The sequence below is a fragment of the Kocuria rhizosphaerae genome, from assembly GCF_044462265.1.
GTDB lineage: Bacteria > Actinomycetota > Actinomycetes > Actinomycetales > Micrococcaceae > Kocuria > Kocuria rhizosphaerae.
The window spans coordinates 59338-82363 of record NZ_JBISWL010000114.1 but is presented as its reverse complement, the minus strand read 5'-3'; the positions used below and the strand labels follow the sequence as shown (position 1 = coordinate 82363).

Annotated in this window: 17 protein-coding genes; all 17 read right to left on the bottom strand. The window is 66.7% G+C overall.

Translation table 11 applies throughout. The features are described 5' to 3' along the window. Nucleotides 1-1107, bottom strand: coding sequence for a transaldolase (gene tal, locus ACH9EU_RS13560; RefSeq protein ID WP_396412817.1), 1107 nt, complete (start codon nt 1105-1107; stop codon nt 1-3). Between the two features lie 109 nt (nt 1108-1216). Beyond that, the gene (gene tkt / locus ACH9EU_RS13555) at nt 1217-3361 is read right to left on the bottom strand and encodes a transketolase (protein ID WP_396414443.1); all 2145 of its coding nucleotides are present in this window, start codon (nt 3359-3361) and stop codon (nt 1217-1219) included. A 444-nt stretch (nt 3362-3805) separates the two neighbouring features. Then, a complete protein-coding gene (locus ACH9EU_RS13550; RefSeq protein ID WP_396414442.1) occupies nt 3806-4777 on the bottom strand; it encodes an aldose-1-epimerase in 972 nt (323 codons plus the stop codon). Beyond that, nucleotides 4774-6282: an L-arabinose isomerase gene (araA, locus tag ACH9EU_RS13545; RefSeq protein WP_396414441.1), complete on the bottom strand. Its 1509-nt coding sequence runs from the start codon at nt 6280-6282 to the stop codon at nt 4774-4776. The genes ACH9EU_RS13550 and araA overlap by 4 nt, the downstream gene beginning before the upstream one ends. Continuing rightward, on the bottom strand, nt 6282-6974 hold the full coding sequence (locus ACH9EU_RS13540) for an L-ribulose-5-phosphate 4-epimerase (RefSeq protein ID WP_396414440.1): 693 nt from the start codon (nt 6972-6974) through the stop codon (nt 6282-6284). Before ACH9EU_RS13540 ends, araA begins: the two co-directional genes overlap by 1 nt. Nucleotides 6975-7003: 29 nt before the next feature. Beyond that, on the bottom strand, nt 7004-8758 hold the full coding sequence (gene araB, locus ACH9EU_RS13535; RefSeq protein WP_396414439.1) for a ribulokinase: 1755 nt from the start codon (nt 8756-8758) through the stop codon (nt 7004-7006). A gap of 88 nt (nt 8759-8846) precedes the next feature. Further along, nucleotides 8847-9869: a substrate-binding domain-containing protein gene (locus ACH9EU_RS13530; RefSeq protein WP_396414438.1), complete on the bottom strand. Its 1023-nt coding sequence runs from the start codon at nt 9867-9869 to the stop codon at nt 8847-8849. A gap of 60 nt (nt 9870-9929) precedes the next feature. After that, nucleotides 9930-10919, bottom strand: a complete 990-nt coding sequence (locus ACH9EU_RS13525) for a Gfo/Idh/MocA family protein (RefSeq protein ID WP_396414437.1) — start codon at nt 10917-10919, stop codon at nt 9930-9932. A 115-nt stretch (nt 10920-11034) separates the two neighbouring features. After that, a complete protein-coding gene (locus ACH9EU_RS13520) occupies nt 11035-12183 on the bottom strand; it encodes a nitrilase-related carbon-nitrogen hydrolase (protein WP_396414436.1) in 1149 nt (382 codons plus the stop codon). A gap of 120 nt (nt 12184-12303) precedes the next feature. Continuing rightward, entirely contained in the window at nt 12304-13344 is a 1041-nt protein-coding gene (locus ACH9EU_RS13515; protein ID WP_396414435.1) for a substrate-binding domain-containing protein, read from the bottom strand. Further along, nucleotides 13344-14522 (bottom strand): ABC transporter permease subunit, encoded by a 1179-nt coding sequence (locus tag ACH9EU_RS13510; protein WP_396414434.1) that lies wholly within the window; start codon nt 14520-14522, stop codon nt 13344-13346. Before ACH9EU_RS13510 ends, ACH9EU_RS13515 begins: the two co-directional genes overlap by 1 nt. A 30-nt stretch (nt 14523-14552) precedes the next feature. Next, nucleotides 14553-16070, bottom strand: a complete 1518-nt coding sequence (locus tag ACH9EU_RS13505; protein WP_396414433.1) for an ATP-binding cassette domain-containing protein — start codon at nt 16068-16070, stop codon at nt 14553-14555. Nucleotides 16071-16143: 73 nt separating this feature from the next. Beyond that, a complete protein-coding gene (locus ACH9EU_RS13500) occupies nt 16144-17100 on the bottom strand; it encodes an aldo/keto reductase (RefSeq protein WP_396414432.1) in 957 nt (318 codons plus the stop codon). Nucleotides 17101-17112: 12 nt separating this feature from the next. Further along, complete coding sequence (locus ACH9EU_RS13495) at nt 17113-18855, bottom strand: GMC oxidoreductase (RefSeq protein ID WP_396414431.1); 1743 nt, start codon at nt 18853-18855, stop codon at nt 17113-17115. A 2-nt stretch (nt 18856-18857) separates the two neighbouring features. Continuing rightward, nucleotides 18858-19514 carry a gluconate 2-dehydrogenase subunit 3 family protein gene (locus ACH9EU_RS13490; protein ID WP_396414430.1) on the bottom strand — a complete coding sequence of 219 codons (657 nt, stop codon included), beginning with the start codon at nt 19512-19514 and terminating at the stop codon, nt 18858-18860. A 299-nt stretch (nt 19515-19813) separates the two neighbouring features. Further along, the gene (locus ACH9EU_RS13485) at nt 19814-20875 is read right to left on the bottom strand and encodes an IS110 family RNA-guided transposase (protein ID WP_396414429.1); all 1062 of its coding nucleotides are present in this window, start codon (nt 20873-20875) and stop codon (nt 19814-19816) included. Between the two features lie 947 nt (nt 20876-21822). Then, nucleotides 21823-22896 carry an NAD-dependent epimerase/dehydratase family protein gene (locus ACH9EU_RS13480; RefSeq protein WP_396414428.1) on the bottom strand — a complete coding sequence of 358 codons (1074 nt, stop codon included), beginning with the start codon at nt 22894-22896 and terminating at the stop codon, nt 21823-21825. Nucleotides 22897-23026 lie beyond the last annotated feature (130 nt).

The following is a 23026-nucleotide window of genomic DNA, read 5'->3' as shown; positions in this document are numbered from 1 at the left end:
TCAGCGGGCGTTGTCGAGAGCGTTGCGGACGGTGGCCAGCAGCTCGTCCCAGGAGTCCTCGAACTTGGTCAGGCCCTCGGTCTCGAGCTTGGTGACGACCTCGTCGTAGGAGACCCCGGCGTGCGCGAGGGCGTCGAGGACCGCGTTGGAGGCCTCGTAGGTGCCGCTGATGGTGTCCCCGGTGATCTCGGCGTGGTCGTAGGTGGCCTCGAGGGTCTTCTCGGGCATGGTGTTGACCGTGTGCGGGGCCACGAGCCCGGTCACGTAGAGGGTGTCGGGCAGGGAGGGGTCCTTCACCCCGGTGGAGGCCCACAGCGGCCGCTGTGGGTTCGCCCCGGCCCCGGTCAGGCGGGCCCAGCGTTCGGTGTCCACGGAGTCCTGGAAGATCTGGTAGGCGAGGCGGGCGTTGGCCAGCCCGGCCTTGCCCTTGAGCTCCTGGGCGTCCTTGGTGCCGACCCGCTCGAGGCGGGCGTCGATCTCGGTGTCCACCCGGGAGACGAAGAAGGAGGCCACGGAGTGGATGGTGGTGAGGTCCTTGCCGGCCTCCAGGGCCTGCTCCAGGCCCAGCAGGTAGGCGTTGATGACCGCCCGGTACCGGTCCAGGGAGAAGATCAGGGTCACGTTGACCGAGATGCCCTCGGCGATCGTGGCGGTGATCGCGGGCAGCCCGGCCTCGGTGGCGGGGATCTTGATCAGCGCGTTGGGGCGGTCGATGGTCTGGGACAGGCGCTGGGCCATGGCCGCGGTCGCCTCGGCGTCCTGGGCCAGGCGGGGGTCGACCTCGATGGACACCCGTCCGTCCACGCCCTGGGTGGCCTCGTAGGTGGGGGCGAACAGGTCGCAGGCCTCGCGGACGTCGTCGGTGGTGATGGCCAGCACGGCCTCGTCGACGTCGGTGCCGGTCGCGGCGAGCTCGCGCACCTGGTCCTCGTAGGCGTCGTGGGCGGCCAGGGCGGCGGCGAAGATCGTGGGGTTCGTGGTCACGCCCACGACGTCCTTCTCCTCGATCAGCCGGCCCAGTCCCCCGGAGGTCAGGCGCTCACGGGAGAGGTCGTCGAGCCAGATCGAGACTCCGGCCTCGGAGAGCTTGCGGGTGGGAGTGGTCATGCGGTCCTCGGTTCTCTGCAGCCGGGCTGCAGTGCTGGTCGGGCGGGGGCGGGCACCGGTGATGCCGTGCCCGCCCCGCGGGCTGGGTGGTGGGGGGAACCGGTGCGGTTCAGCTTCCGGTGGGAGCGGTCTGGGCCGCGGCGGCCAGGGAGTCCTGGGCGGCGGTGGTGACCGCTTCGGCGGTGATGCCGAACTCGCGGTAGAGCCTCTGGTAGTCGGCCGACTCCCCGAAGTGCTCCAGGGACACGGCCCGCCCGGCGTCGCCGATCAGGTCTCGCCAGGACATGGCTATCCCGGCCTCCACGGAGACCCTGGCCTTGATCCGGGAGGGGATCACGGACTCGCGGTAGTCGGGGTCCTGGGCGTCGAACCACTCCCGGCAGGGCATGGACACGACCCGGGCGTTGATGCCCTGCGCGGCCAGCTGCGCCCGGGCCTGAACGGCCAGGGCGACCTCGGAGCCGGTGCCGATCAGGATCACGTCCGGTTCTGCGCCTCCGGGGGCCTGGGCCAGGACGTAGCCGCCGCGGGCGGTGCCCTCGGCGGAGGCGAACTTCTCGCCCTCGGCCTCGGGGTGGAGGTCCTCCCGGGCGAAGGTGGGCACGTTCTGGCGGGTCAGGGCGATCCCGGCCGGGCCGTGACGGTTCTCCAGCACCGTCCGCCAGGCGATGGCGGTCTCGTTGGCATCGGCCGGGCGGACCACGTCCAGGCCCGGGATCGCGCGCAGGGCCGAGAGCTGCTCGACCGGCTGGTGGGTGGGCCCGTCCTCGCCCAGGCCGATCGAGTCGTGGGTCCACACGTAGATGGCCGGGACCTTCATCAGCGCGCCCAGGCGCACGGCCGGGCGCTGGTAGTCGGAGAAGATCAGGAACGTCCCGCAGAACGCCCGGGTCTGGGAGGACATCACGATGCCGTTGACGATCGCCGCCGCGGCGTGCTCGCGGATCCCGAAGTGCAGCACCCGCCCGTAGGGGTCCCCGGACCACTTGGCCGTGGAACGGGCCGCCGGGATGAAGGACTTGGCGGACTCGATGGTCGTGTTGTTGGACCCGGCCAGGTCCGCCGACCCGCCCCACAGCTCCGGGAACGTGGCGGCGATCGCGTTGATGACCTTGCCCGAGGCCGCCCGGGTCGCCACGTCCGCCCCCGCCTCGAAGACGGGGAAGGCGTCCGCGTAGTTCTCGGGCAGTTCCTCGGCCCGGATCCGGTCGTAGAGGCTCGCCCGGTCGGGGTTGGCCTGACGCCAGGCGGAGAACTGCTCCTCCCACCGCGCCCGGACCTCCTTCATCCGATCCTGGATGCCCCGGGTGTGGGCGATCACCTCATCCTCCACCACGAAGGACTTCTCCGGGTCGAAGCCGAGGACCTCCTTGGTCGCGGCGACCTCCTCGGCCCCGAGCTTGGAGCCGTGGATGCCCCCGGTGTTCTGCTTGCCCGGGGCCGGGAACCCGATGACCGTGCGCAGGGCGATCAGCGAGGGCTTGGCGGTCTGCGCCTTCGCGGCGCGGATCGCCGCGTAGAGCTCGGCCACGTCCTCGACGTAGTCCCCGGACTTCGTCCAGTCCACCCGTGCCACGTCCCAGCCGTAGGCGGCGTAGCGGGCGCACACGTCCTCGGTGAAGGCCACGTCGGTGTCGTCCTCGATGGAGATGTGGTTGTCGTCGTAGATCACCACGAGATTGCCCAGCTCCTGGACACCGGCCAGCGAGGACGCCTCGGAGGTGATCCCCTCCTGCAGGTCCCCGTCGGAGGCGATCACGTACACCATGTGGTCGAAGGGAGAGCTCCCCGCGGCGGCCTCGGGATCGAGCAGGCCCCTCGTGTAGCGCTGGGCGTAGGCGAACCCGACCGCCGAGGCCAGGCCCTGGCCCAGCGGGCCGGTGGTGATCTCCACCCCGGTGGTGTGCCGGTACTCCGGGTGTCCCGGGGTCTTCGAGCCCCAGGTCCGCAGGGACGCGATGTCCTCGAGCTCCATCCCGTACCCGGACAGGAACAGCTGCAGGTACAGCGTCAGCGAGGTGTGGCCCGGGGAGAGGACGAACCGGTCACGCCCGGTCCACCGGTCATCGGTCGGGTCGTGGACCATCACCTTCTGGAACAGCAGATACGCCGCCGGCGCCAAGGACATCGCGGTCCCCGGATGCCCATTGCCCACCTTCTCCACCGCATCCGCCGCCAGCACCCGGACAGTGTCCACGGCACGCCGGTCGAGTTCGGTCCACGTCAGCTTCTGATCGAGATCGGTCACGATCATTTTCTCCTCCAGGGGTCGGGAATGGGTCGAAAAAGGGAACGTTGTCTCGTTATTCATATGCGCATGCTTCCCGCGCCAACGTTTTCGACGAAGGATCGTGTAGCGGCTTGCCACAGAGGCCAACGAATTCCGATCGGCAACTCGGAGCACGATGGCGAATCTCCTGGCTGGCACCGAGACAGCCGTTCTCATAGCCGGCAATGACGCATATTTTGGCCGCCGAGGGATGGAGGATATCGGCTTCCATCGCCTGAACCGGTGCGCCCGGACGTCGTTGCGCTACTTCATCAAGTCACGAAACTCAAACAGCTGCAGATCAATGCAACAGGAAATTCGCTTATGCGACGGTCGCCACCCTCCAAGTGACCTCGGCGAAGACGGATCAGGCTGAGGATAACAGCACCCTTTTATCGACCAATTGGATCTCCTTGAAAACTGTTGGTGTCACGTATTCGGCAACAAGGAAGCCTCAATCCTGAACCGAAGGGTGTAGTGGTCTCCTGGCTCAAGCACGATGAAATCATCCTTGGAATTGAATGCATTTGGAGGACATGTCATGGGTTCGACGGCAATGCCGCGGCGACCCAGCCTGTCGCCCGTGTAGATCTGCAGCCATGCTGCCGTTGCCGTCAACCGAACCGACAGTCCGTTGCCTGGGTGAGAGAGCATCACCTCCCATTCGTCTGGCGGCAGGCCACCGAAGGCGTGGTCGACCTGTTGCGGCCCCACCGGCCGGGCGTTGCGGAAGTCGAGATTCGCGTCCCCGACCGGGACCATTCCCGTCGGCAGCAGCCGATCGTCCACCGTCATGACCCACTCGGCCGGAACGGTCAGCGTGCACTCGTCGACTGGGGCGAGGCCACAGGTCAGATACGGATGGGAAGACACGCCGTACGGAGCCGGTGATGCACCGACGTTGGTGGAGGTGATCTCGACGCACAGTCCGAGGTCGGCAGCTAGACGATAGGTGACCTCGGTCGCGAGGTGGAACGGGTACCCATATCGGGGCATGACGTGGGTCCGGAACGTGACTTCGTTCGAGGTTGCCTCGACCACGTCCCAGTCCACCCAGCAGCCAAAACCATGCAAGGCGCTGTTCGTCATGTGCTCGTTGATGGGAAGCTCATGGGTCCTGTCACGGAAGGTGTATCGGCCGTCCGCGACCCGATTTGGCCAGGGCACGAGCGTCTTCCCCTCATAGGCAGCGGGGATCTCTGACTCCGGGACGGGCACGGCGATGTCGTCGCCGCGCCAGGTCAACCGTCCCAGCGCCGCCCCCGAGGAGAAGACCGTGGCTCGGTATTCGCCGGCGGCCAGAGTGTGAGCCGTGCCGTTGGGAGTGTCGCGCATGCCCGCGGACGGGAGCGCCATCTCGCCCCCGGACCCGCGCTGGGTGCCGGTATTGATGCCGCTCACAGTCCCTGAGCCAGTCTGTAGTAGGCGTGGTCCAGCCTGAGCTCCCGGGTGAACTGCCGGGTCCTCGTCGTCTCGTCGATGACGGCGAGCTCGACGCCGGTCATGTCAGCCAAGTCCTCGAACACCTCCAGGCCCACGGCGGTGGTGAGGACGGTGTGATGGGCGGCGCCGGCGGTGAGCCAGCATTCGGCCGAGGTGGGAAGGTCCGGCCGCGGCTTCCATACGGCTCGGGCGACGGGCAGGTTGGGCAACGGCTCGTCCGGGGGGACGACGTCGACGACGTTGGCCGTCAGGCGGAACCTGTCGCGCAGGTCGGACATCGCAACGACGACGCCCTCGCCCGGGTCTGTGTTGAAGACCAGGCGGACTGGGTCCTCCCGACCACCGATGCCCAAGGGATGGATCTCCAGCCGCGGCCGGTCGGTAGTCAGAGTCGGGCAGATCTCGAGCATGTGGGCGCCGAGGATCTTCTCCTTGCCCGGTGTCAGCTCATAGGTGTAGTCCTCCATGAGCGAGGCTCCGCCGGGCAACCCGTACCCCATGACCTTGGCCGCCCGGACCAGGACGGCGGTCTTCCAGTCGCCCTCGGCGCCAAAGCCGTACCCGTCCGCCATGAGCCGCTGAACCGCGAGCCCGGGCAGTTGGCGGAGGCCGCCGAGATCCTCGAAATTGGTGGTGAACGCGGCGAACCTGCCGTGCTCGAGGAAGGTGCGGAGGCCGAGTTCGATGCGGGCGCCGTAGCGCAGCGATTCGTGGCGGTCCCCGCCCGGGAGCAGCTGCGGGTCGATGTCGTAAGCCTGCTCGTACTCGGCGATGAGGGTGTCGACGTCGGAGTCGGCCGCGGCGTCCACCGCCTCGACGAGGTCGTTGACGCCCCAGGTGTTCACCGACACGCCGAGACGGATCTCGGCCTCGGTCTTGTCGCCCTCGGTGACAGCGACGTTGCGCATGTTGTCGCCGAAGCGGGCCAGCCGCAGTTCGCGCATGGCAGCCCAACCGGCAGCGGCGCGCGCCCACGTCCCGACCTTGGCCTGGACGGCGGCATCGCTGGCGTGGCCGACCACGGTCTTCCGGGTGATGCCCAGGCGAGTGGCGATGTACCCGAACTCGCGGTCGCCGTGGGCGGCCTGGTTGAGGTTCATGAAGTCCATGTCGATTTCGCTCCACGGCAGCCCGACATTGGCCTGGGTGTGCAGGTGCAGCATCGGCTTGGTCAGGGCGTCGAGGCCCAGGATCCACATCTTCGCCGGTGAGAACGTGTGCATCCAGGTGATGACTCCCAGGCACTCGTCGTCAGCGTTGGCCTCCAGCGCCGTCCGGCGGATGGCCTCGCGGTCCTTGAGGACCGGTTTCCAGACCACGCGGACAGGGACATCGACGGCATCGTAGAGCGTGGCTGCGATGGTCTGCGACTGCTCGGCGACCTGGCGCAGGGTGTCGTCGCCGTAGAGGTCCTGGCTGCCCGTGAGGAACCAGATGGCCTTGCCGTCAAAGGGGTTCTTCATCAGTGCTGTTCCTCCTGCGCCGTGTGCTGGCCGTAGACGTTCTGGTAGCGGTCGTAGAGACGATCGGTGTCTGCTGGTGGGATGCGGGCGGGCTCGCCGAGCTGGCGGGAGATGTGGACGGTCCGGGCGACTTCTTCGCACATCACGGCGGCCTTCACGGCCGCCCGCGCGTCCTTGCCGATGGTGAAGGGGCCGTGGTTGCGCATGAGCACTGCCGGCGAGCGGGACCCCCGCAGGGTTTCCACGATGCCGCGGCCGATGGAGTCGTCGCCGATGAGGGCGAACGGTCCCACGGGGATGTCCCCTCCGAATTCGTCGGCCATCATCGTGAGCGTGCATGGGACCGGTTCGCCGCGAGCGGCCCAGGCGGTGGCGTAGGTGGAGTGGGTGTGCACGACTCCGCCGACGTCGGACATGTGCTGGTAGACGTAGGCGTGGGCGGCGGTGTCTGACGATGGCTGGAGGTGGGCAGGGGTGCCGTCGTCGATCTTCTCCCCGTCGAGCGTGCAGACGACCATCATCTCGGCACTGAGGTCGTCATAGGAGACGCCGGAGGGCTTGATGACGAACAGGTCCGCATCGGGCACGCGTTCGGAGACATTGCCGGCCGTCCACACGACGAGTTCGTACCGGGGAAGCTCCGCGTGCAGGGCCGCCACCCGTTCCCGCGTCTCAGCGATTGAGGCCTGCATCTCAAAGGGCAATTGAGTGAGGGCAATATTCACGAAAGGACCTCCGTCGTGTGCGTGGAGCGTTCAGTCCGGTCGGTCTCGATGGCCGTCGACTCCACTGACACCGACTTGTTCTGCGTGGCCAGGGCTTCCCGACGGACCCTCTTCAACCGGTGCATGACGTCGTTGCCTCCCCGGCCGAAGTAGTCGTGCAGCAGCTTGTACTCGGCGTAAAGTGCGTCATACCGCTGGGCGGCGTCCTCGTCGGGGGTGTAGGCGTCCACGACGCGCCGGCCCATCGCCTGGGCGGCGACGCGCACATCGGGGTAGGCCCCCGCGGCGACGGCGGCGTGGATGGCCGAGCCCAACGCCGGGCCTTGTTCGGAGGCGATGGTGGACAGCGGCAGGTGCGTGACGTCGGCATACATCTGCATGAGGAAGGCATTCTTGAGCAGGCCACCGGCCACGACCAGTTCGGTGACCGGCACCCCGGCGTCGTCGAAGGCTTCCACGATGTTGCGGGTGCCGAAAGCGGTTGCCTCCAGGAGGGCCCGGTAGACGTCCTCGGGGCGGGTCGCCAATGTCTGCCCGAGCACCAGTCCGGAGAGTTCGTGGTCCACCAGCACCGACCGGTTGCCCGAGTGCCAGTCCAGGGCGATCAGACCGTGCTCTCCGACCTGCTGGACCGCGGCCTTCTCCGTGAGCAGCTCGTGGACCGAGATTCCTCGCCGGCCAGCCTCCTCCGCGTATTCACCCGGTACCTGGTTGGCCACGTACCAGGCAAAGATGTCGCCGACACCGGACTGGCCTGCCTCGTAGCCCCAGGAACCCTCGACGATCCCTCCGTGGACGACGCCACACATGCCGGGCACCTCAGCCAGGGTGTCCCCGTTCATCACGTGGCAGGTGGAGGTCCCCATGATCGCCACCATCTGCCCGGCCTCGAGCGCGTTAGCTGCCGGAGCGCTCACATGGGCGTCGACGTTGCCCACGGCAACCGCGATGCTCTTGGGCAGCCCCGTCCACGCGGCGGCTTCGGCCGTCAAGGTGCCTGCGCGGTGGCCGAGCTGGCCAATCTCGTGCCCTACTTTCTCCCGCACAAACCCGGCGAAGTCGGGGTTCAGGGCGGTGAGAAATTCTTCGGAAGGATAGGCACCGTCCTGGTAGATGCCCTTGTACCCAGCGGTGCAGGCGTTGCGGATGTAACGGCCGGTCAATTGCCACACGATCCAATCGGCTGCTTCGACCCAGTGGTCCGTCGCCGCGTAAATCTCAGGATCCTCCTCGAGCAGCTGCAGCCCCTTGGCGAACTCCCACTCCGAGGAGATGAACCCCCCGTATCGGTTGATCCACGGCTCGCCTCGCTCGTGAGCCAGAGCATTGATCCGGTCCGCCTGCCCCTGGGCCGCGTGGTGCCTCCACAGTTTTACGTAGGCGTGCGGACGGTCGGCGAACTGCTCAAGCTCGCACAACGGCGTCCCATCAGCGGAGGTGGGCACCATGGTGCACGCCGTGAAGTCGGTGCCGATCCCGATGACATCGGCCGGGTCCACGCCCGCCGCCTTCACAGCAGCCGGCACGGCGTTCTTCAGCACGTCGACGTAGTCGGCCGGCGCCTGCAATGCCCAGTCCGGAGGCAGCACCTCACCCGCGTGAGCGGTCAGCGTCCGATCCATCACCGCATGCTGGTACTCGTGCATCGCGCTGCCCAGTTCCGCGCCGTCACGAACCCTCACCACGACGGCCCGGCCGGAGAGCGTTCCGTAGTCGACTCCTACGACGACAGCTGATCCCTGATGGGCCATTCCCATCACTCACCTTTCACTGAAGAACGTCCAACCAGTATGAGAGCGCTAACATGATGCTCTCCAGAATGATTTGGACTTGTTGGGTCTAGTTGATGGTCTCCGCAATTGTGGAGCTGGAGACGCGCCCCTCGCCGTGCGCGGCGGTGCTCGCCCGCGGAACGAGGAACGGCGCCACCACCGGCTGGCTGAAGTACTCGCCGTGCCGGATCAAGTTGATCACCCGGTCCACGCAACGCCGACCGACCTCGTCGAAGTCCAGGCGCATGGTCGTGAGAGAGGGGCAGAAGTACTGCGCCTCGGGGATGTCGTCGAAGCCGATGACGCTGAGCTCCTCCGGCACACGAACCCCGAGTTCTGCCGCTGCTTTCAGCAGGCCGAGCGCCATCTGATCGTTGGCCACGAAAACGGCGGTGGGTTTGTCCTGCTGCAACATGCCAAGACCCACTGTGTAGCCGGAGGCGGCACTCCAGTCCCCCCGACGCGGTTCCACGGCCACCTTGCCCGCGGCACCCAACGTGGTGCGCCAACCCTCGATCCGCGCCTCGGACGCGAGCCAGCCGGTGGGGCCGGCGAGGTGGTGCACGGTGGGATGGCCCAGCTCCACGAGATGCTGGGTGGCGATGCGCGCGCCCAGCATCTCGTCGTGGGAAACGGTGTGGAGACTGTCCACCGCACCTGGCTGGAACATCACCAAGGGCACGCGAGCGTCCAGGGACTCGGTTGCATCGGCTGCGGCCGCGGTCGGCGCGAGAACGATGATGCCGTCGACCCCGTCAGCGAGGAGATGGTCCAGCGCCTCCCGCATGTTCGCACGGTTTGCGTCCTCCAGGCTCACGAGGCTGGTCGCATAACCTCGGTTCCGGGCCTGCAGCGCAACGCCGAACAGGGCGTGGGACGGCCCGTACTGCGCCGTTCCGGCCGTGATGACGCCCAGATGCATGGTCTCGTTGGTGACGAGCGCACGGGCCGACTTGTTCGGACGGTAGCCCAGGTGTCGAACGGCCTGTTCGACTCGCTCCCGGAGTTCCTTCGAGACGTACACGTTGCCGTTGAGCACCCGAGAGACGGTTTGCTGCGAGACACCAGCCAATCGTGCGACGTCGATCATCCGTGGTGCCTGCGTAGAACCGCTTGGCTTGTCTCCCATACCTGCGCCCTCTCTACTCCGTCAAGCCCGCACCGGCACGGGGCGGTGCGATTTGAGCGACTCTTCAACAGCAAACAGCAACTCGACGGTCCGGCGATTGTCGGACACGTCGGTTTCTGGAATCTCGTCCCCGTCGACAGCCTGGCGGAAGCTCTGGAACACAACGCGGAGGTCGTTGGTTTCGTTGGGAATTCGTTGTGGTACCAGGGCGGCGGTCGGGTCTCCGTTGAGTGCGACCTTGTCCTCGGCGACCTCGAGCACGCCTTGCTCGCCGTGAAAGACGAACTCGCCGTCCCAGGAAGTCTCTGGTCCTCTTCCAGCCCATGTACCGGAGTAGTTAACCACCGTGCCGTCGGCGAGGGTGATGAGGGCTTCGAGACCCGGCATGCCTGGGTAGCGGCTCCACGGCGGGCGGTGCTGGATGGCGAACACTTCGACAGCTTCGCTGCCGGTGAGGTAGCGCACGAGGTCGAGATGATGGATGAACATGTCCTCCAAGAGCGGGGCCTGCAGCTTGTCCCGCCCACCCTCGAGGATCTCCGCCTTGCTGAATCGTATGGAGATATGCCGGACGTCTCCCAGGATGCCGCTGCTGATTTGCTGCCGCGCCCGACGCGCCCATGGCCGGTAGCGGTAGTTCTGCGACACGACGACCTGCATGTCAGGACGCTGCGACCGGGCTGCCAGGACCGCGGCGAGGTCTTGTCGTGTGCCCACGAGGGGCTTCTCGACGAGGACGTGCATTCCGGACTCAAGTGCCCGCGTGATGGCCTCGGTGTGGAGGCGGACCGGAAGCGTGATGATCACGGCGTCGGCCGGGCAGCGATCCAAGGCCTCGGTGAAACTGCGGTAGTGACAGTAGGATCCCGTCCTGGGAAGTCTGTCGGCTGCGACCCGAACCGTTCCTCCGGCTGTGCCCGCGAGGGCAACTCCCGGGATGTCTTCCAACGCCTCCAGCCATCGGTTTCCCCACCGACCCATGCCGAGAACTAGCACCTTCATGGGGTTCATTACTCACACCTTCTGTGTTTCAGGTTCCGGATTTGGTCGACTGTGGTGGGCGGCCGTGGAGGGACGGGTGCGCGGCAGGCCGTGGTGCGGCTGCCGCGCACCCATCCCATTTGGATCAGGAGCTGCTGACCTCAGACACCGCTTCCATCACCGGGGACTCCTCCTCGGCCCCGTTCGGCTGGTAGCCGGTGGGAGGCGTGATCACACCCCGATCGATGAGCGTCTGGATGTTGCGTGCCCTGGTGGCCTCCTCCCGGGCGAGCCAGTCCTCTGCCGGCGGGGCGTCGAGGTACTGGTTCTTGGGGTAGATGGGCTGGTCGTAGATGGCGCGGTACTGCTCGGTGCGCATGTCCTTGAACTGGTTGTACAGTCCGTTGGCGACCCGGGCCCGCCGCAGCGCCTCGATGTCGATCGTGGTGCAGACGAAGGAGTCCCCGGAGGTCCACCCGTTCTGCTGGGCGACGATTTGGCCTCGCGGATTGACGATCATCGACTGGCCGCCGAAGAGGTCCTGGATGCCGCCGTCATCCCTGATTTCCGGACCGAGGTTGGGGGCGACGACATAGGCGGAGTTGAACAGGGCGTGTGCCCGGTTCTGGATCTCCCACATGCCGGTCATCACAGCCGGTTCGATGAGGGTGGGTCGGATGATGATCTCGGCGCCGTTCATCGCGAGACCGCGGGCGACCTCGGGGTAGACGCCCTCGTGGCAGATCGCGATACCGATGTTGCCGATCTCGGTGCGGGCGACCGGGAAGATCGCGTCCATGACGTTCCCGTTGCCCTTCTTGGCGATCCACTCATCCCACACGTCGTGCGGGTTCATGTTGCCCAGCATCCCGCCCTCGTAGGCGTCACTGGTGGCCTTGTACCGCTTGTAAACGACCTCCCCATTAGGATCGATGATGAAGGCGACGTTGAAATAGCGGTCCGGGAAGTCGTCGTCCTTCACCATGTAGAGCTCGGCGGCGATGTAGGTGTTGAGCTGCCGCGCCTTCTTCGCGAGTTCGTCGGTCTCAGGGCCGGGGATCGTGACCGCGAAGTGAGCCTCCTTCTCGCGGTTGCCCGGGGTGTTCGCGATCATGCCCTGGATGGCCATCTCGGGGATGACGACGAGACGGACCGGGGCGCCCTCCCAGGCGCCGACCATGACGGCCGTGTCCATGAACTCGTTGATCCGCTTGACGTTCTTGACCCCGTCCTCGCGTTCTTTGACGGTGAATGTGCGAGGCGAGAGTGCGACGACGGAAAACGGCTCGGTCACTGTGATCTCCTTCAATTGTGTGAGCGGGTGTCCGGCTCACAGTTTCTTGTGCTGGGTTTTCGGGAGTTGATGGCGCACACGGCGTGTTCGCGTGGGCGCCGTTGGTGGGTCGGTGACCCGTCAGAACTGCCGGTCGGGGTCGTAGTACTCCTCGGCGTTGTCCGGCGTCGCCAGGAACGTCTCGATGAAGAACTCGCCGCCGGGGCAGACCTCCTCCTGGGACTCGCCTTGGGCCGCGGCCACCGCCATCTCGACGGCCGTCTGTCCCTGCTTGTAGGGCTCGTTGGAGGCGTCGACCTGGACCGGGCCGTCAGGGTTCTCCATCATCTGCTTGAGCACGGCCATCTGTCCGTCGTAGGAGCCGATGAGCACCTGGTCGTGGACCCCGGCGTCCTGGAGGCCCTTCTCGATGCCCGGCAGCATGACGTCGCTCAGGCTGAACACGATGTCGAGGTCGGGGTTCGCCGTGGCGACGTCGCGCATGGGCTCGAGGGCCCGGTCGGGCAGCCACTCGCCGTACCGGATGGGCAGGTAGGTGATCTCGGGCGCGTCCTCGACGTTCTCGTATCCCTCCATCACGCCGGTGTGCCGCAGGTCGGTGACCGTCTCGCCACTGTATCCGCCGATGACCACGGCGGTGACTGGTTCGTCGCCCCAGCGCTCCTTGGCCTTCTCGGCGATCGCCGCCCCGAGCTGGGCCGCGACGTCCGTCTGGTCCTCGGCGACGTAGCAGAACTGGTTCGGGGCCAGATCTTCGGAGAGGTTGCTGTTGACGACGACGAGCGGGACGTCGTCCCGGACCGTGGCGTTGACCGCGCCGGCGACGCCGGTGGGATCGTGCGGGTTGAGGATAATGGCGTCCGCCCCGCGGGTGAGCAGGGTCTGCACGTCGGAGTTCTGTTTGACGGTGTCGCCGCCGGCGTCCGTGACGATGATCTCCGCCCCGAGCTCGGCAGCCTTGTCCTCGGCGCCCTGCAGGAGCGTCGCCCACCAGTCGCTGCCGGCGAGGCGTCGCTGGGAGAAGCCGATCGTGACCGGTTCACCGTCGGCGCCGGAGTCGGCGGTGGTACCGGCCGTAGAGCCGCCCTCCGAGCCGCACGCGGTCAGCGCGAGACTGGCGGCGAGTGCGGTGACTGTGGCAATCCCTGTGGTGGCACGCATCATCGGGTTCCTTCCGTAGTGTGGGATTCGCTCTGGGCTTCGGAGGAGGGGGTTCCCTCCTCGAGATCTGGACGCCGTGACGTCGGCACGTCGTCGGGTGGCGAGAGGGGCGAGCCGTCGGATCCACCGCCTTGCTTGGTGCGCAGCTTCGACAGCGCCGCGCGGATCCGCTGGATGCCGCCTCCTGAGGTGAGGAAGACCGCGAGGAGGATGACGAGACCGCGAATGACCAGCTGGGGCTCGGACTGGATCCCCACCAGGTTCATGATGTTGCCGATCATGCCGATGATCAGTGCCCCGAGAACGGTGCTGATCGGGTCCCCCGTGCCGCCGAAGAGTGAAGTGCCCCCGACGACCGCCGCGGCGATGGAGTCGAGCTCGTAGCCCTGTCCGACGAGCGAGCTGCCCTGGGACAGGCGCCCGGCCAGCATGAGGCCGGCGAGCCCCGCCAGCAGACCGCTGGTCGTGTAGGCCATCACCTGGTCGCGCTTGACCGGCAGGCCCGAAAGCCGGGCCGCCTCCGGATTGCCGCCGAGGGCGTATAGCCGGCGGCCCAGGGACCCGTACCGCATCACGAACGCCGCGACGAGCGTGACGGTCAGCGCGATGATCACGACGTTCGGCACCGAACCGGTGCGGCCACCGAAGATATTCAGGAAGTCCTGGTTGCTGATGACGATCAGCGTGCCGACCTGAACCAGGAAGGCGACGCCGCGCGCGATGCTCAGCATGGCCAGCGTGGCCACGAACGGTGCGATGCGCGCGTAGACGACCAGAAGGCCGTTGATCAGCCCCGCCAGGGCACAGGCCGCCAGCGTGACCACGACGGTGATCAGAACACCGTTGCCCTGCCGCAACATCACCGCGGCGATGACCGTGGCCAGCGCCGCCACCGATCCCACCGAGAGGTCGATGCCGCGCGTGACGATGACGATGAACTGCGCGACACCGAGCACCGCGACGACGGACGCCGCCACGACGATGTTCTCGAGATTCCGTGCGGTCAGGAAGTGCGGCGACATCAGCGACCCGATGAGCCCCACAAGCACAAAGACGCCGAGCAGGTAGCCGGGCGGACCGATCTTGAACCGCCGTCGCGCGGCCTCGTTGCCCTTGGCGCTGCCGAGCCGTTTTTTCGGCGCATCCGCAGGCGGAGCGCTACGTGTAGATACCGACATGGGTTCCTCCAGGTGGGTCGGCTGTGATGGTCATCGAAGATGGGTGAGGAGATCTTGTTGCTGGGACAGGATCTCTTCGTGCGAGGCCCTCGCAACGACACGTCCGCCGGCGAACACCAGGACCCGGTCGCACAGGGCCGCCTCGGCGACCTCCGACGTGACGAGAATTGCTGCCCCGCCGGCGCGGAGGTAGTCGCGGATGAGGCGGTAAATTTCCTCTTTCGCCGCGACATCGACCCCCCTGGTCGGTTCGACCAGGATCAGCACCTTGCTGTTCTTGGTCAGCCAGCGCGCCAGGAGAACCTTCTGCTGGTTGCCGCCGCTCATCGTTCCGACGGCTTGGTGGACCGAGCTGCATTTGATGTTGAGTTCTCGCACCTGATCGCGGCCGTGCTGCACCTCCCTGCGGTGGTCCAGCACTCCGAGACGGGCGAAAGACTTCAGTGAGGCCAAGGTCATGTTCTTGTTGGCGCTCATGTCCAGGACCAGACCCTGCGACTTCCGGTCTTCGGGGATCAGACCCAGTCCTGCCGCGATCGCCTCACGCGGCGATCCGACCCGGACCGGCCGACCGTCCACGCTGATGGTGCCGCCCGTGGTCTCACGGATGCCGAAGAGGCATTCCGCGAGCTCGGTCTGGCCGGCGCCTAGGAGTCCGGTGATGCCAAGCACCTCACCGCGCCGCAGCTCGAAGGTGGCCGGTGCAATGCGTCTCCCGTCGGTGAGGTCCCGAACCTCGAGGACGACCTCGTCACGAGCCATTCCACCCAGGTGCCCCTCTGCGCTCTCGACTGCTGCCGCCGCCAAGGAGTTCTCGTAGCGGTCGCCGATCATTGCCTTGACGAGCTCGTGGTGGTCCGGCACGACATCGAAGTGCGCGACGCGCCGGCCGTCACGCAGCACATCGACGGCATCGCATACCTCCGTCACCTCATCAAGGCGGTGCGAGATGAAGATCAGGCCGACACCCGACACCGCCAGTTCCCGCATCAACTTGAGCAGGGAACTCACATCCCGCGGCGGGAGGGTGGTCGTCGGCTCGTCCAGCAGCAATACACGGGGTTGCGACTTCAAGGCCTTGGCGATCTCAACGAGTTGTTGCTTGGCGAGCGGCAACGACCCGACAGGGTCGTTGACATCCACACTGACGCCAAGGCGGTCCATGAGATCGCGGGCCTGATGTTCTATCCTCGAGCGGCGAAACAGCCCGCCACGTGCGAACTCATCGAGGAAGATGTTCTCGACCACCGACATCGTCGGTACGAGGCTCATCTCCTGATAGATCGTGTAGATGCCGGCCTGTCGAGCGGCGTGTGGGCTCTCCAGCTTCACTTCTTTCCCGTCGATCCAGATACGGCCGGTATCCGGTTGTTCTGCGCCGGAAAGGATTTTCACCAGTGTTGATTTGCCCGCACCGTTGGCCCCTGATAGAGACAGCACCTGCCCAGGCCGGACCTCGAGATCAATCCCAGCGAGAGCAGTTACGCCCGGGTAGTGCTTCGCCAATCCCGAAACACGCAACGCCGGGGGAGTCAAGATATCAGTCATTTCTAGTCACCCACCTACTCGGAAGTATCCCGGTTTTGCATGGCGTCACATGCCGGAATATTTGTTAGCGCTATCATGAAAGAGTTTGCGAAGAGTGTTCTTCAATGCCATGGCGGCCCACCCGGGCGAGGTCATCGAGTACGGACCAGAGCTCATCCGGGATGTGCGCTTCTGCCAATGCCAGCGTTTGGTTGAGGCGCTCCGGCGTGGACATGCCGACGATGGTCGAGGCTATGGCCGGCTCACGCAGGGAGAACTGCAGGGCCGCGGCCGCGAGAGGTACGTCGTACTGCCGACAGGCGTCCTGCATCTGTCGCACTCGGTCTTTCGTGGCTTCGCTGGCCGGGCTGTAGCAGTAGTTCGGGTGCTCGTCGGGACCCTTGACGAGCATCCCTCCGCCGTACGGTGCCCCGTTGATGAATGCCATGCCCCGGTTATCCGTTGCGTCGATCAGCGGACGGGCCGACTGGTCGACCAGGGTATAGCGGTTGTGGCTGACCACGGCTTGGAAGACTCCGAGCTCGACGTATCGGAGCATCAGATCGATGGGCCCCCCGGCGACGCCGATGTGGTCGATGAGGCCCTCCTGTTGCATGGCGACCATGGCTTCGACGACTCCCCCCGGGCCGGTGGCCTGGTCGAAATCGTGCAACTCGGGGTCGTGGATAAAGACCAGCTGCAGGTGGTCCAGTCCGAGCCGCTCCAGACTCTCCTGGACAGAGGCCCGTGCGCGGGTGCCGGAGAGGTCGGTGCTGCCGTGCTCGGGATCGACCTTGGTGGCCAGCACGAAATCTTCAGGTAGCCCGCCGCGTTCCCGCAGCGCGATGCCGATCCTTCGTTCGGCATCGAAGTAGTTGTTGGAGGTGTCGATGAAGTTCAAAGGCCCCTCCAGGATCCGCAGGATGGTGTCCACCGCCTGCTTCTCGCCGACCTCGTAGCCGTACTGCGCCGGAAAGTTCCCCAGCGGACTGGTGCCCTCACAGATCGGGGTGACGGACAGACCCGTGTTGCCGAGCGGACGCTTATCCATGTGCTGTTCTCCTCAGTGGGTGTGGGCGGAGTGGGCCTGGGCCGGTGTCGGTGCCGAACGGCCGATGATGTGGTCGGCGGTCATGTAGGCCAGGGCCCAGATGGTCTCCGTGGGGTTGTAGCCGTGGTAGCTGGGGAACTGCCCCCCGCCGACGACGAACAAGTTGTCGCACTCGTGGGACCGGCCGTAGATGTCGACGACGGAGGTCGCCGGGTCCTCGCCCATGCGATGGGTGCCGACCTCGTGCGTGGACAGGTGGTAGTCGGGCTTCGTCGTCTCCTCCCACCAGTACGTCAGGCCCATCTCCCGGGCGATCTTGCGCTTGATGCCGAGCAGGAAGTCGACCATGTGCTGGTCCCACTCGCCCCACCCGTGCGTCATGCGCAGCGCCGGCTGGCCCCATGGGTCCTTGCGGCGGGGGTCGAGGTCGACATAGGTGTCGTGGGTGGGGATGTTGGCGGTCTGGGAGTACATGGACCACACGTGTGCGTAGTTGTCGCGCATCCAGTCGCGGAATCCGGCACCCCAGCGTGGCGCACCGGGCGGCATCGCGTGCGCGATCTCGATCGGCTGGTAGTCGCCGGGCCAGCTGATGATGGGAGCGCCCCATAGGACGGTGGGATCGTACTCGTGTACGAGTTCGCCGCTGAAGTCCTCGATCGAGGTGGAGGCGACGAGCGTGCCCATGTACGGGTTGGAGGGTTCCTTGGTGAGCCCCATGAAGAAGCCGAAGGCGTGGGTCATCATGTGCTTGCCGACCTGCCCGTTGGCGTTGATGCCGGAGGCCAGAAGCAGCCGGGCGTTCTCGAGCGCGTAGCAGGCGAGCACGACCCTGTCGGCCTCGAGGTCAACGGATCGGCCGTCTGCGTCGAAGTACGAGACCCCGGTCACGCGCTTGCCGTCGTTGGAGCGGTTGAGCCGGTAGACGCGGCAGTGGTCACGCATCTCCAGGTTCCCGCTGGCCTCGCCGTAGGGCAGGGCCGCGACGTGCGTGGACGTCTTGGCGTCCACGTGGCAGGGGTAGCCGTGGCAGAAGCCGCAGTAGGTGCATCCGGACCGCCCCTTGAACGGCTCGGAAGCGATCGCCGCAGCGGTACGGAAAGGGTGGTAGCCGAGCCGCTCACAGGCCTGGCCGAAATCGATGTCCGCGGCGCTCTGGCGCAGCGGCGGCATGGGGTAGTCCCGCTGGCGCGGGGGCTCCCACGGGTTCTCGTTGAGGTCCGGGCGCCCCGCCACGTTGCTGCCACGGCCGGAGATGCCCAGTTCCCACTCCGTCTTGTCGTAGTAGGGCTCCAGGTCGGCGTAGCTGATGGGCCAGTCGACGAGGGTGTTGCCCTCCGGGAGGGCGTCCTTGCCGAGACGGTCCTCGATCTCCGTCTTCATGCGGAACTCGGTCTCCCGGAAGCGCCAGCACGCACCGCCCCAGTGGATGGTTCCACCACCGGCGCCCAGGGAGGGCGGCAGGTGGAGCGGGTTCGCGGTCCCCAGGGGGCCGGCTGCCCACGGCGCGAGCTCCCCGTCTCCATCAGCGCTGGTCTCGCGCCACGTGATGGGGTCGGTGTCCATGCCGGGCACGAGCGATCCCCGGGCGTAGTAGCGGATCTCGTCCTGCTTCAGGCGGAAGTCCTCGGTGGTGTGCTTCGGCCCTTTGTCGAGGCACACGACCTTCATGTTGGCCTGCGCAAGCTCCGAGGCGATGACCGCCCCCGAGGCGCCTGCGCCGACCACAATGACATCGATCTTTTCCCGGCCCATGTTCAATTCTCCTCGTTGCGGTAGAAGGTCGCGTTGTCAGGGAGGGCCTTGGCCCGCAGCTGGGTCCTCAGGTCGGAAAGGGTCATGATCGGCAGGCTGCGCCCGTCGAAGTCGCGCCCCATCTGCTCGGCCGTGTAGCCCCAGTACGCGCCCGGGAACCCAACCAGCTTCCACCCCACGGCGTCGCGGTTCCCGCCGTACGTCGGATCGCAGAAGAAGCCTTCGATGGTGTGCTCGCGGATTACGGCGAACAGGCGACGCAGCGTGGGCAGGTCGGCGACCTCCCCGTGCTCCCCGGCCTCGTCGCCGTGCATGATCGGTGTCGAGCCCTCCTCGAGCACGGCCGGACCCAGGAAGCGCTGGATCACCTCGTCCTGGATGTCGACGGGCAGGTCGGCGAACTCGGCCGCGTGCTGAGTGGCGCAGTACTTCGCCAGCGCCCGGAGACCGGTGCGATACACGTGCTGGAGGTTCTGACTGACGCCGCTCAGGGCCCTGTCGATGTAGTAGACCACGCCGGCCTGCGTCGCCCCGGCGCCATCGCCACCGTCGGGGATGATCCGCTCGGCGATCACCTCGACCGTTCGCGCCTCCGCATCGTTCAGGTACGTGAGGGCGATGGATTCCTCAGTCGTCTGGACTTGTCGATTCACTGTCATGTCTGGTCCTCTCCCTGCCGCCGGTGACCTTGCCGACGCCGCAGACCCACCTGGGCCGGTCGGGGCCTTCGTCGGTCGGAACGTGCGGTGGCACAGATACCTGGAACTGTGAGCTGCGCCACTCTGCCGCGGCACTGAAATCAAGTGTTAGCGATATCACGGAAGGCGTCAACCCCTGAATCCAGAATTTCTGCGGGTTGTAGAGGACTTGTCCCCATCTCTGTGGTAGCGCTAACATCACTCCCATCGGTGTCGTGCCGGAAGGGAGCCCGTCGCAGTGGGGATGCTCCTATGGCCTGTCAAGCCGGACTGGGCTGGTGCTCGAGCAGGCGGTAGAGGTCTCGGGCGATGTAGCGGTTGAGGCAGCGTTTGATCTCTCGGGGTGTCTTGCCCTCGATCGTGCGGCGGGCGACGTAGTCACGGGTGGTGGGGTCGTAGCGGATGCGGGACAGTGCGATGGTGTGCAGAGCGCGGTTGAGCTGACGGTCGCCGTAGCGATTGAGCCGGTGACGGGTGGTGACCTGGCCGCTGGTGGCCGGGATCGGGGCCTCACCGGCGAGCATCGCGAAGGCGGCCTCGGAGTGGATGCGTCCTGGGTGGGACCAGGCGCACAGCACGGTCGCGGCCACGATCGGGCCCACGCCGGGCTGGGCGAGCAGGTCCGGGCGCCAGGACCGGACGATGCGCAGAATCGTTTTTTCGTGCTCGCCGGCCTCCCGGGCCAGGTCGCGGGCTCGCCGGGCCAGGCAGCGCAGCACGGTGACGGTCGTGGTGGTCTCCACGTCCCAGGAGGAGTGCACCCGCAGCCCCGCGGCGATCTTGAGCATCCCGGGCAGCTTCTGCCCGCGGAACCGTGCCCGGATCGGCTCCGGGGCCGCGATGAGGAGGCTGAACAGCTGCCGCTGGGCGTCGGTGGCGGCATCCACCGCCGATCGTCGGGCCGCCAGCAGCACCGACAGCGCCTGCCGGTCACCGCCGTTGCGCGGGGTGCCCAGCCGGGTCCGGGCCAGTGCCTCGCGCGCGGCGCGGATCGCGTCCAGCGGGTCGGACTTGGCCCCGTTGCGCCGGTGGGCGCGCTGGGGCCGGTCGAGCTCGACCACGACTTCTTCGAGCTCGGCCAGGTGGCGGGCCAGGCCAGCGCCGTGACCGCCGGTGCCCTCGATCGCCCAAGCCCGCAGCACGGCGTGCTCCTCGGCGAAGGCCACCAGCTGGGCGTACCCGTCGGCGGTGGCCTCCACGGTGATCTCCCCGAGCACGCCCCCGGTGCCGGCCTCGACGGCGGCCGCGGAATGGGTGTGGACGTGGGTGTCGACGCCGATGACGACGTCGACGACCTCACGCAGATCGGTCAGACTGGACATTGCGTTCCTCCCAAGCTCCGGAGCGGACGTAGGTTCCGGTCCGGGAGGAGTCACGGCAGGACTGTGACGGGACACGCCAGGCGCCGCTAACGCCAGGCGGTCAAGCTCCTGATCAGGCCAGTCGCTCCGACCGGGCCGGGGCCGGCGACCACGAGCGGACAAGTCCCCAGCAAGGCACGAAGCCAGTCAGGCCAAGGGTCACACTCGTGGTCACCTACCCACAGCCCAGCACCATCAGGCTGCAAAAGAAATCCTCACAGTCAGTCCAGGCGACCCCGGCGCACAGGTCTGGGAACGGCACGACCACGGGCGGGAGAACACCCGGTGCCTCCACCCAGCAGCTTGGCGGTTACTGCGGATCGGGCACCGGGCCCCGCTCCTGTGGGGTCGGTCAGGAAGTTCTTCATAGCCCGCGCTACCTGTGGCCGGCCCCAGCTGAGCCTCACGAGCAGACACCTGATCTGGAGGCAGGAAGACTGCCTCGGATGCCACGCGACAAGAAGAACCAGATCGCTTCCGCCAAGACTGCTAGCGGACACGTCAATCTCCCTGTAGGCGGACACCATCATCCGGGACTCAACTTGAGCGCCTGAACCTGGATGCGCCGAGGTTGATTTTCCGGTTGTCAACGACGGTCGACAAGTGAGCAGTAGCGACGGGTCGCTACTGCTCACTTTTCGACCGTCGTTGACACTGGACCCGTTTGCCGGGATGCACCTCATCGACCTGAAGGGACGTCTTGTCAGCAGCGGACACGGTGATACCTCTCATGAGGCGGGGCGAAGACATATGGCTCGGGTCAGGGGGGCCTAGCAGAGGCCCACCTGCAGCGCCAGGAGGGAGCGTGGAGCATCAGCCGGTGCGGCCATCGCCTTGATGCTCCACGCTGTGTTCCAGCAGCGTTAGGGGCGTTTGCTGATGGCCCAGGCGCAGCCCGGCAGGTCGGCTCAGGGAATGATGTATTCGGCCCGGTAGCGGTCGAAGAGGCGGGTGAAGCAGTCCTCCGTACGCCGATAGCCGCAGAACCCCGCAAGGCGGCTACGGCTCATGTCGGCCACCACCTCGAAGTTCCGCCCGAGATCAGCATCGGTGTGCCACCAGGAGGCCAGCCGTTCCAGATCCGGCTCGACGAGCTGGTGCTTGTCCACGAGGCGGGCCCAGACCTCTTCCGCCCCGCGCATCTGCTCCTCCAACGGCCGGGGCGCGTCGGTGAAGCCCTCCCACTCGACCCCGAAGAAGGCGGCCACCTTCGGCCACATCCACCGCCAGCGGAAGACGTCGCCGTTGACGATGTTGTAGGCCTCGCTTCCGGGGGCCTCGGTGGCGGCCCAGATCATCTGCTCGGCCAACAGGGTGCCGTCGGTCATGTCGGTGAGGCTGTTCCACTGGGTCTCGGAGCCGGGAAAGACGAAGGGCTGGCCGGTCTCCTTGCAGATGGAGGCCTGCACGGCCAGGGTCAGGCCCATGTTCATGGCGTTGCCCACGGCGTGGCCGATCACCGTGTGGGCCCGGTGCACCGACCACCGAAAGCCTTGGCGTCCGGCGGCGGCCCACAGCTCGTCCTCCTGGGCGTAGTAGAAGTTTTCCACGGGTAGCCGGGGCTCATCCTCCCGGAAGGGGGTGTCGGGCATCTGCCCCTTCCCGTAGGCCTCGAACGGTCCCATGTAGTGCTTCAGGCCCGTCATCAGCGCCACGTGCTCGAGCGGGGCGTGGTCCAAGGCCGTGAGGAGGTTCCGGAGCATCCCGGCGTTGACCTCGATGTTCTCCTTCTCGGTGGCCTGGCGCAGCCAGGCGGTGAAGAACACGTGAGTGGGCTGTTCCCCGGCCAGAGCGACCGCCAGGCTCTCTGGGGAACGGAGGTCGGCGCTGATGTGCCGGGCCGCACTGCCCGGGACGGGGTTCCGGGACAGGGACAGAACCTCCCAGCCCGCGCGCTGGGCCAGCTGTTCGATGATCGCTGAACCGGCGATGCCGCTGGCGCCCACGACCAGGGCGGTGGGATACGGGTTGGATGCTGCCATGGTGTTGTCTCGTCTCCTAGGTCGTTGAAAGTTGCTCTCACTGACTTGCGTGAGCTCGTGCTACCGGCGGCGGGTGAATCAGACAAGGTTGGTCTGTCCTGTACCCACGTGCTCAGTGGCAGGTCGGGGC

Bases quoted from the DNA above. Each gene is read 5' to 3' on its own strand.
- tal (WP_396412817.1), bottom strand. From the start codon at position 1,107: ATGACCACTCCCACCCGCAAGCTCTCCGAGGCCGGAGTCTCGATCTGG.
- tkt (WP_396414443.1), bottom strand. From the start codon at position 3,361: ATGATCGTGACCGATCTCGATCAGAAGCTGACGTGGACCGAACTCGAC.
- araA (WP_396414441.1), bottom strand. From the start codon at position 6,282: ATGAAGAACCCCTTTGACGGCAAGGCCATCTGGTTCCTCACGGGCAGC.
- ACH9EU_RS13540 (WP_396414440.1), bottom strand. From the start codon at position 6,974: ATGCAGGCCTCAATCGCTGAGACGCGGGAACGGGTGGCGGCCCTGCAC.
- araB (WP_396414439.1), bottom strand. From the start codon at position 8,758: ATGGCCCATCAGGGATCAGCTGTCGTCGTAGGAGTCGACTACGGAACG.
- ACH9EU_RS13530 (WP_396414438.1), bottom strand. From the start codon at position 9,869: ATGATCGACGTCGCACGATTGGCTGGTGTCTCGCAGCAAACCGTCTCT.
- ACH9EU_RS13525 (WP_396414437.1), bottom strand. From the start codon at position 10,919: ATGAACCCCATGAAGGTGCTAGTTCTCGGCATGGGTCGGTGGGGAAAC.
- ACH9EU_RS13515 (WP_396414435.1), bottom strand. From the start codon at position 13,344: ATGCGTGCCACCACAGGGATTGCCACAGTCACCGCACTCGCCGCCAGT.
- ACH9EU_RS13510 (WP_396414434.1), bottom strand. From the start codon at position 14,522: ATGTCGGTATCTACACGTAGCGCTCCGCCTGCGGATGCGCCGAAAAAA.
- ACH9EU_RS13505 (WP_396414433.1), bottom strand. From the start codon at position 16,070: ATGACTGATATCTTGACTCCCCCGGCGTTGCGTGTTTCGGGATTGGCG.
- ACH9EU_RS13500 (WP_396414432.1), bottom strand. From the start codon at position 17,100: ATGGATAAGCGTCCGCTCGGCAACACGGGTCTGTCCGTCACCCCGATC.
- ACH9EU_RS13495 (WP_396414431.1), bottom strand. From the start codon at position 18,855: ATGGGCCGGGAAAAGATCGATGTCATTGTGGTCGGCGCAGGCGCCTCG.
- ACH9EU_RS13490 (WP_396414430.1), bottom strand. From the start codon at position 19,514: ATGACAGTGAATCGACAAGTCCAGACGACTGAGGAATCCATCGCCCTC.
- ACH9EU_RS13485 (WP_396414429.1), bottom strand. From the start codon at position 20,875: ATGTCCAGTCTGACCGATCTGCGTGAGGTCGTCGACGTCGTCATCGGC.
- ACH9EU_RS13480 (WP_396414428.1), bottom strand. From the start codon at position 22,896: ATGGCAGCATCCAACCCGTATCCCACCGCCCTGGTCGTGGGCGCCAGC.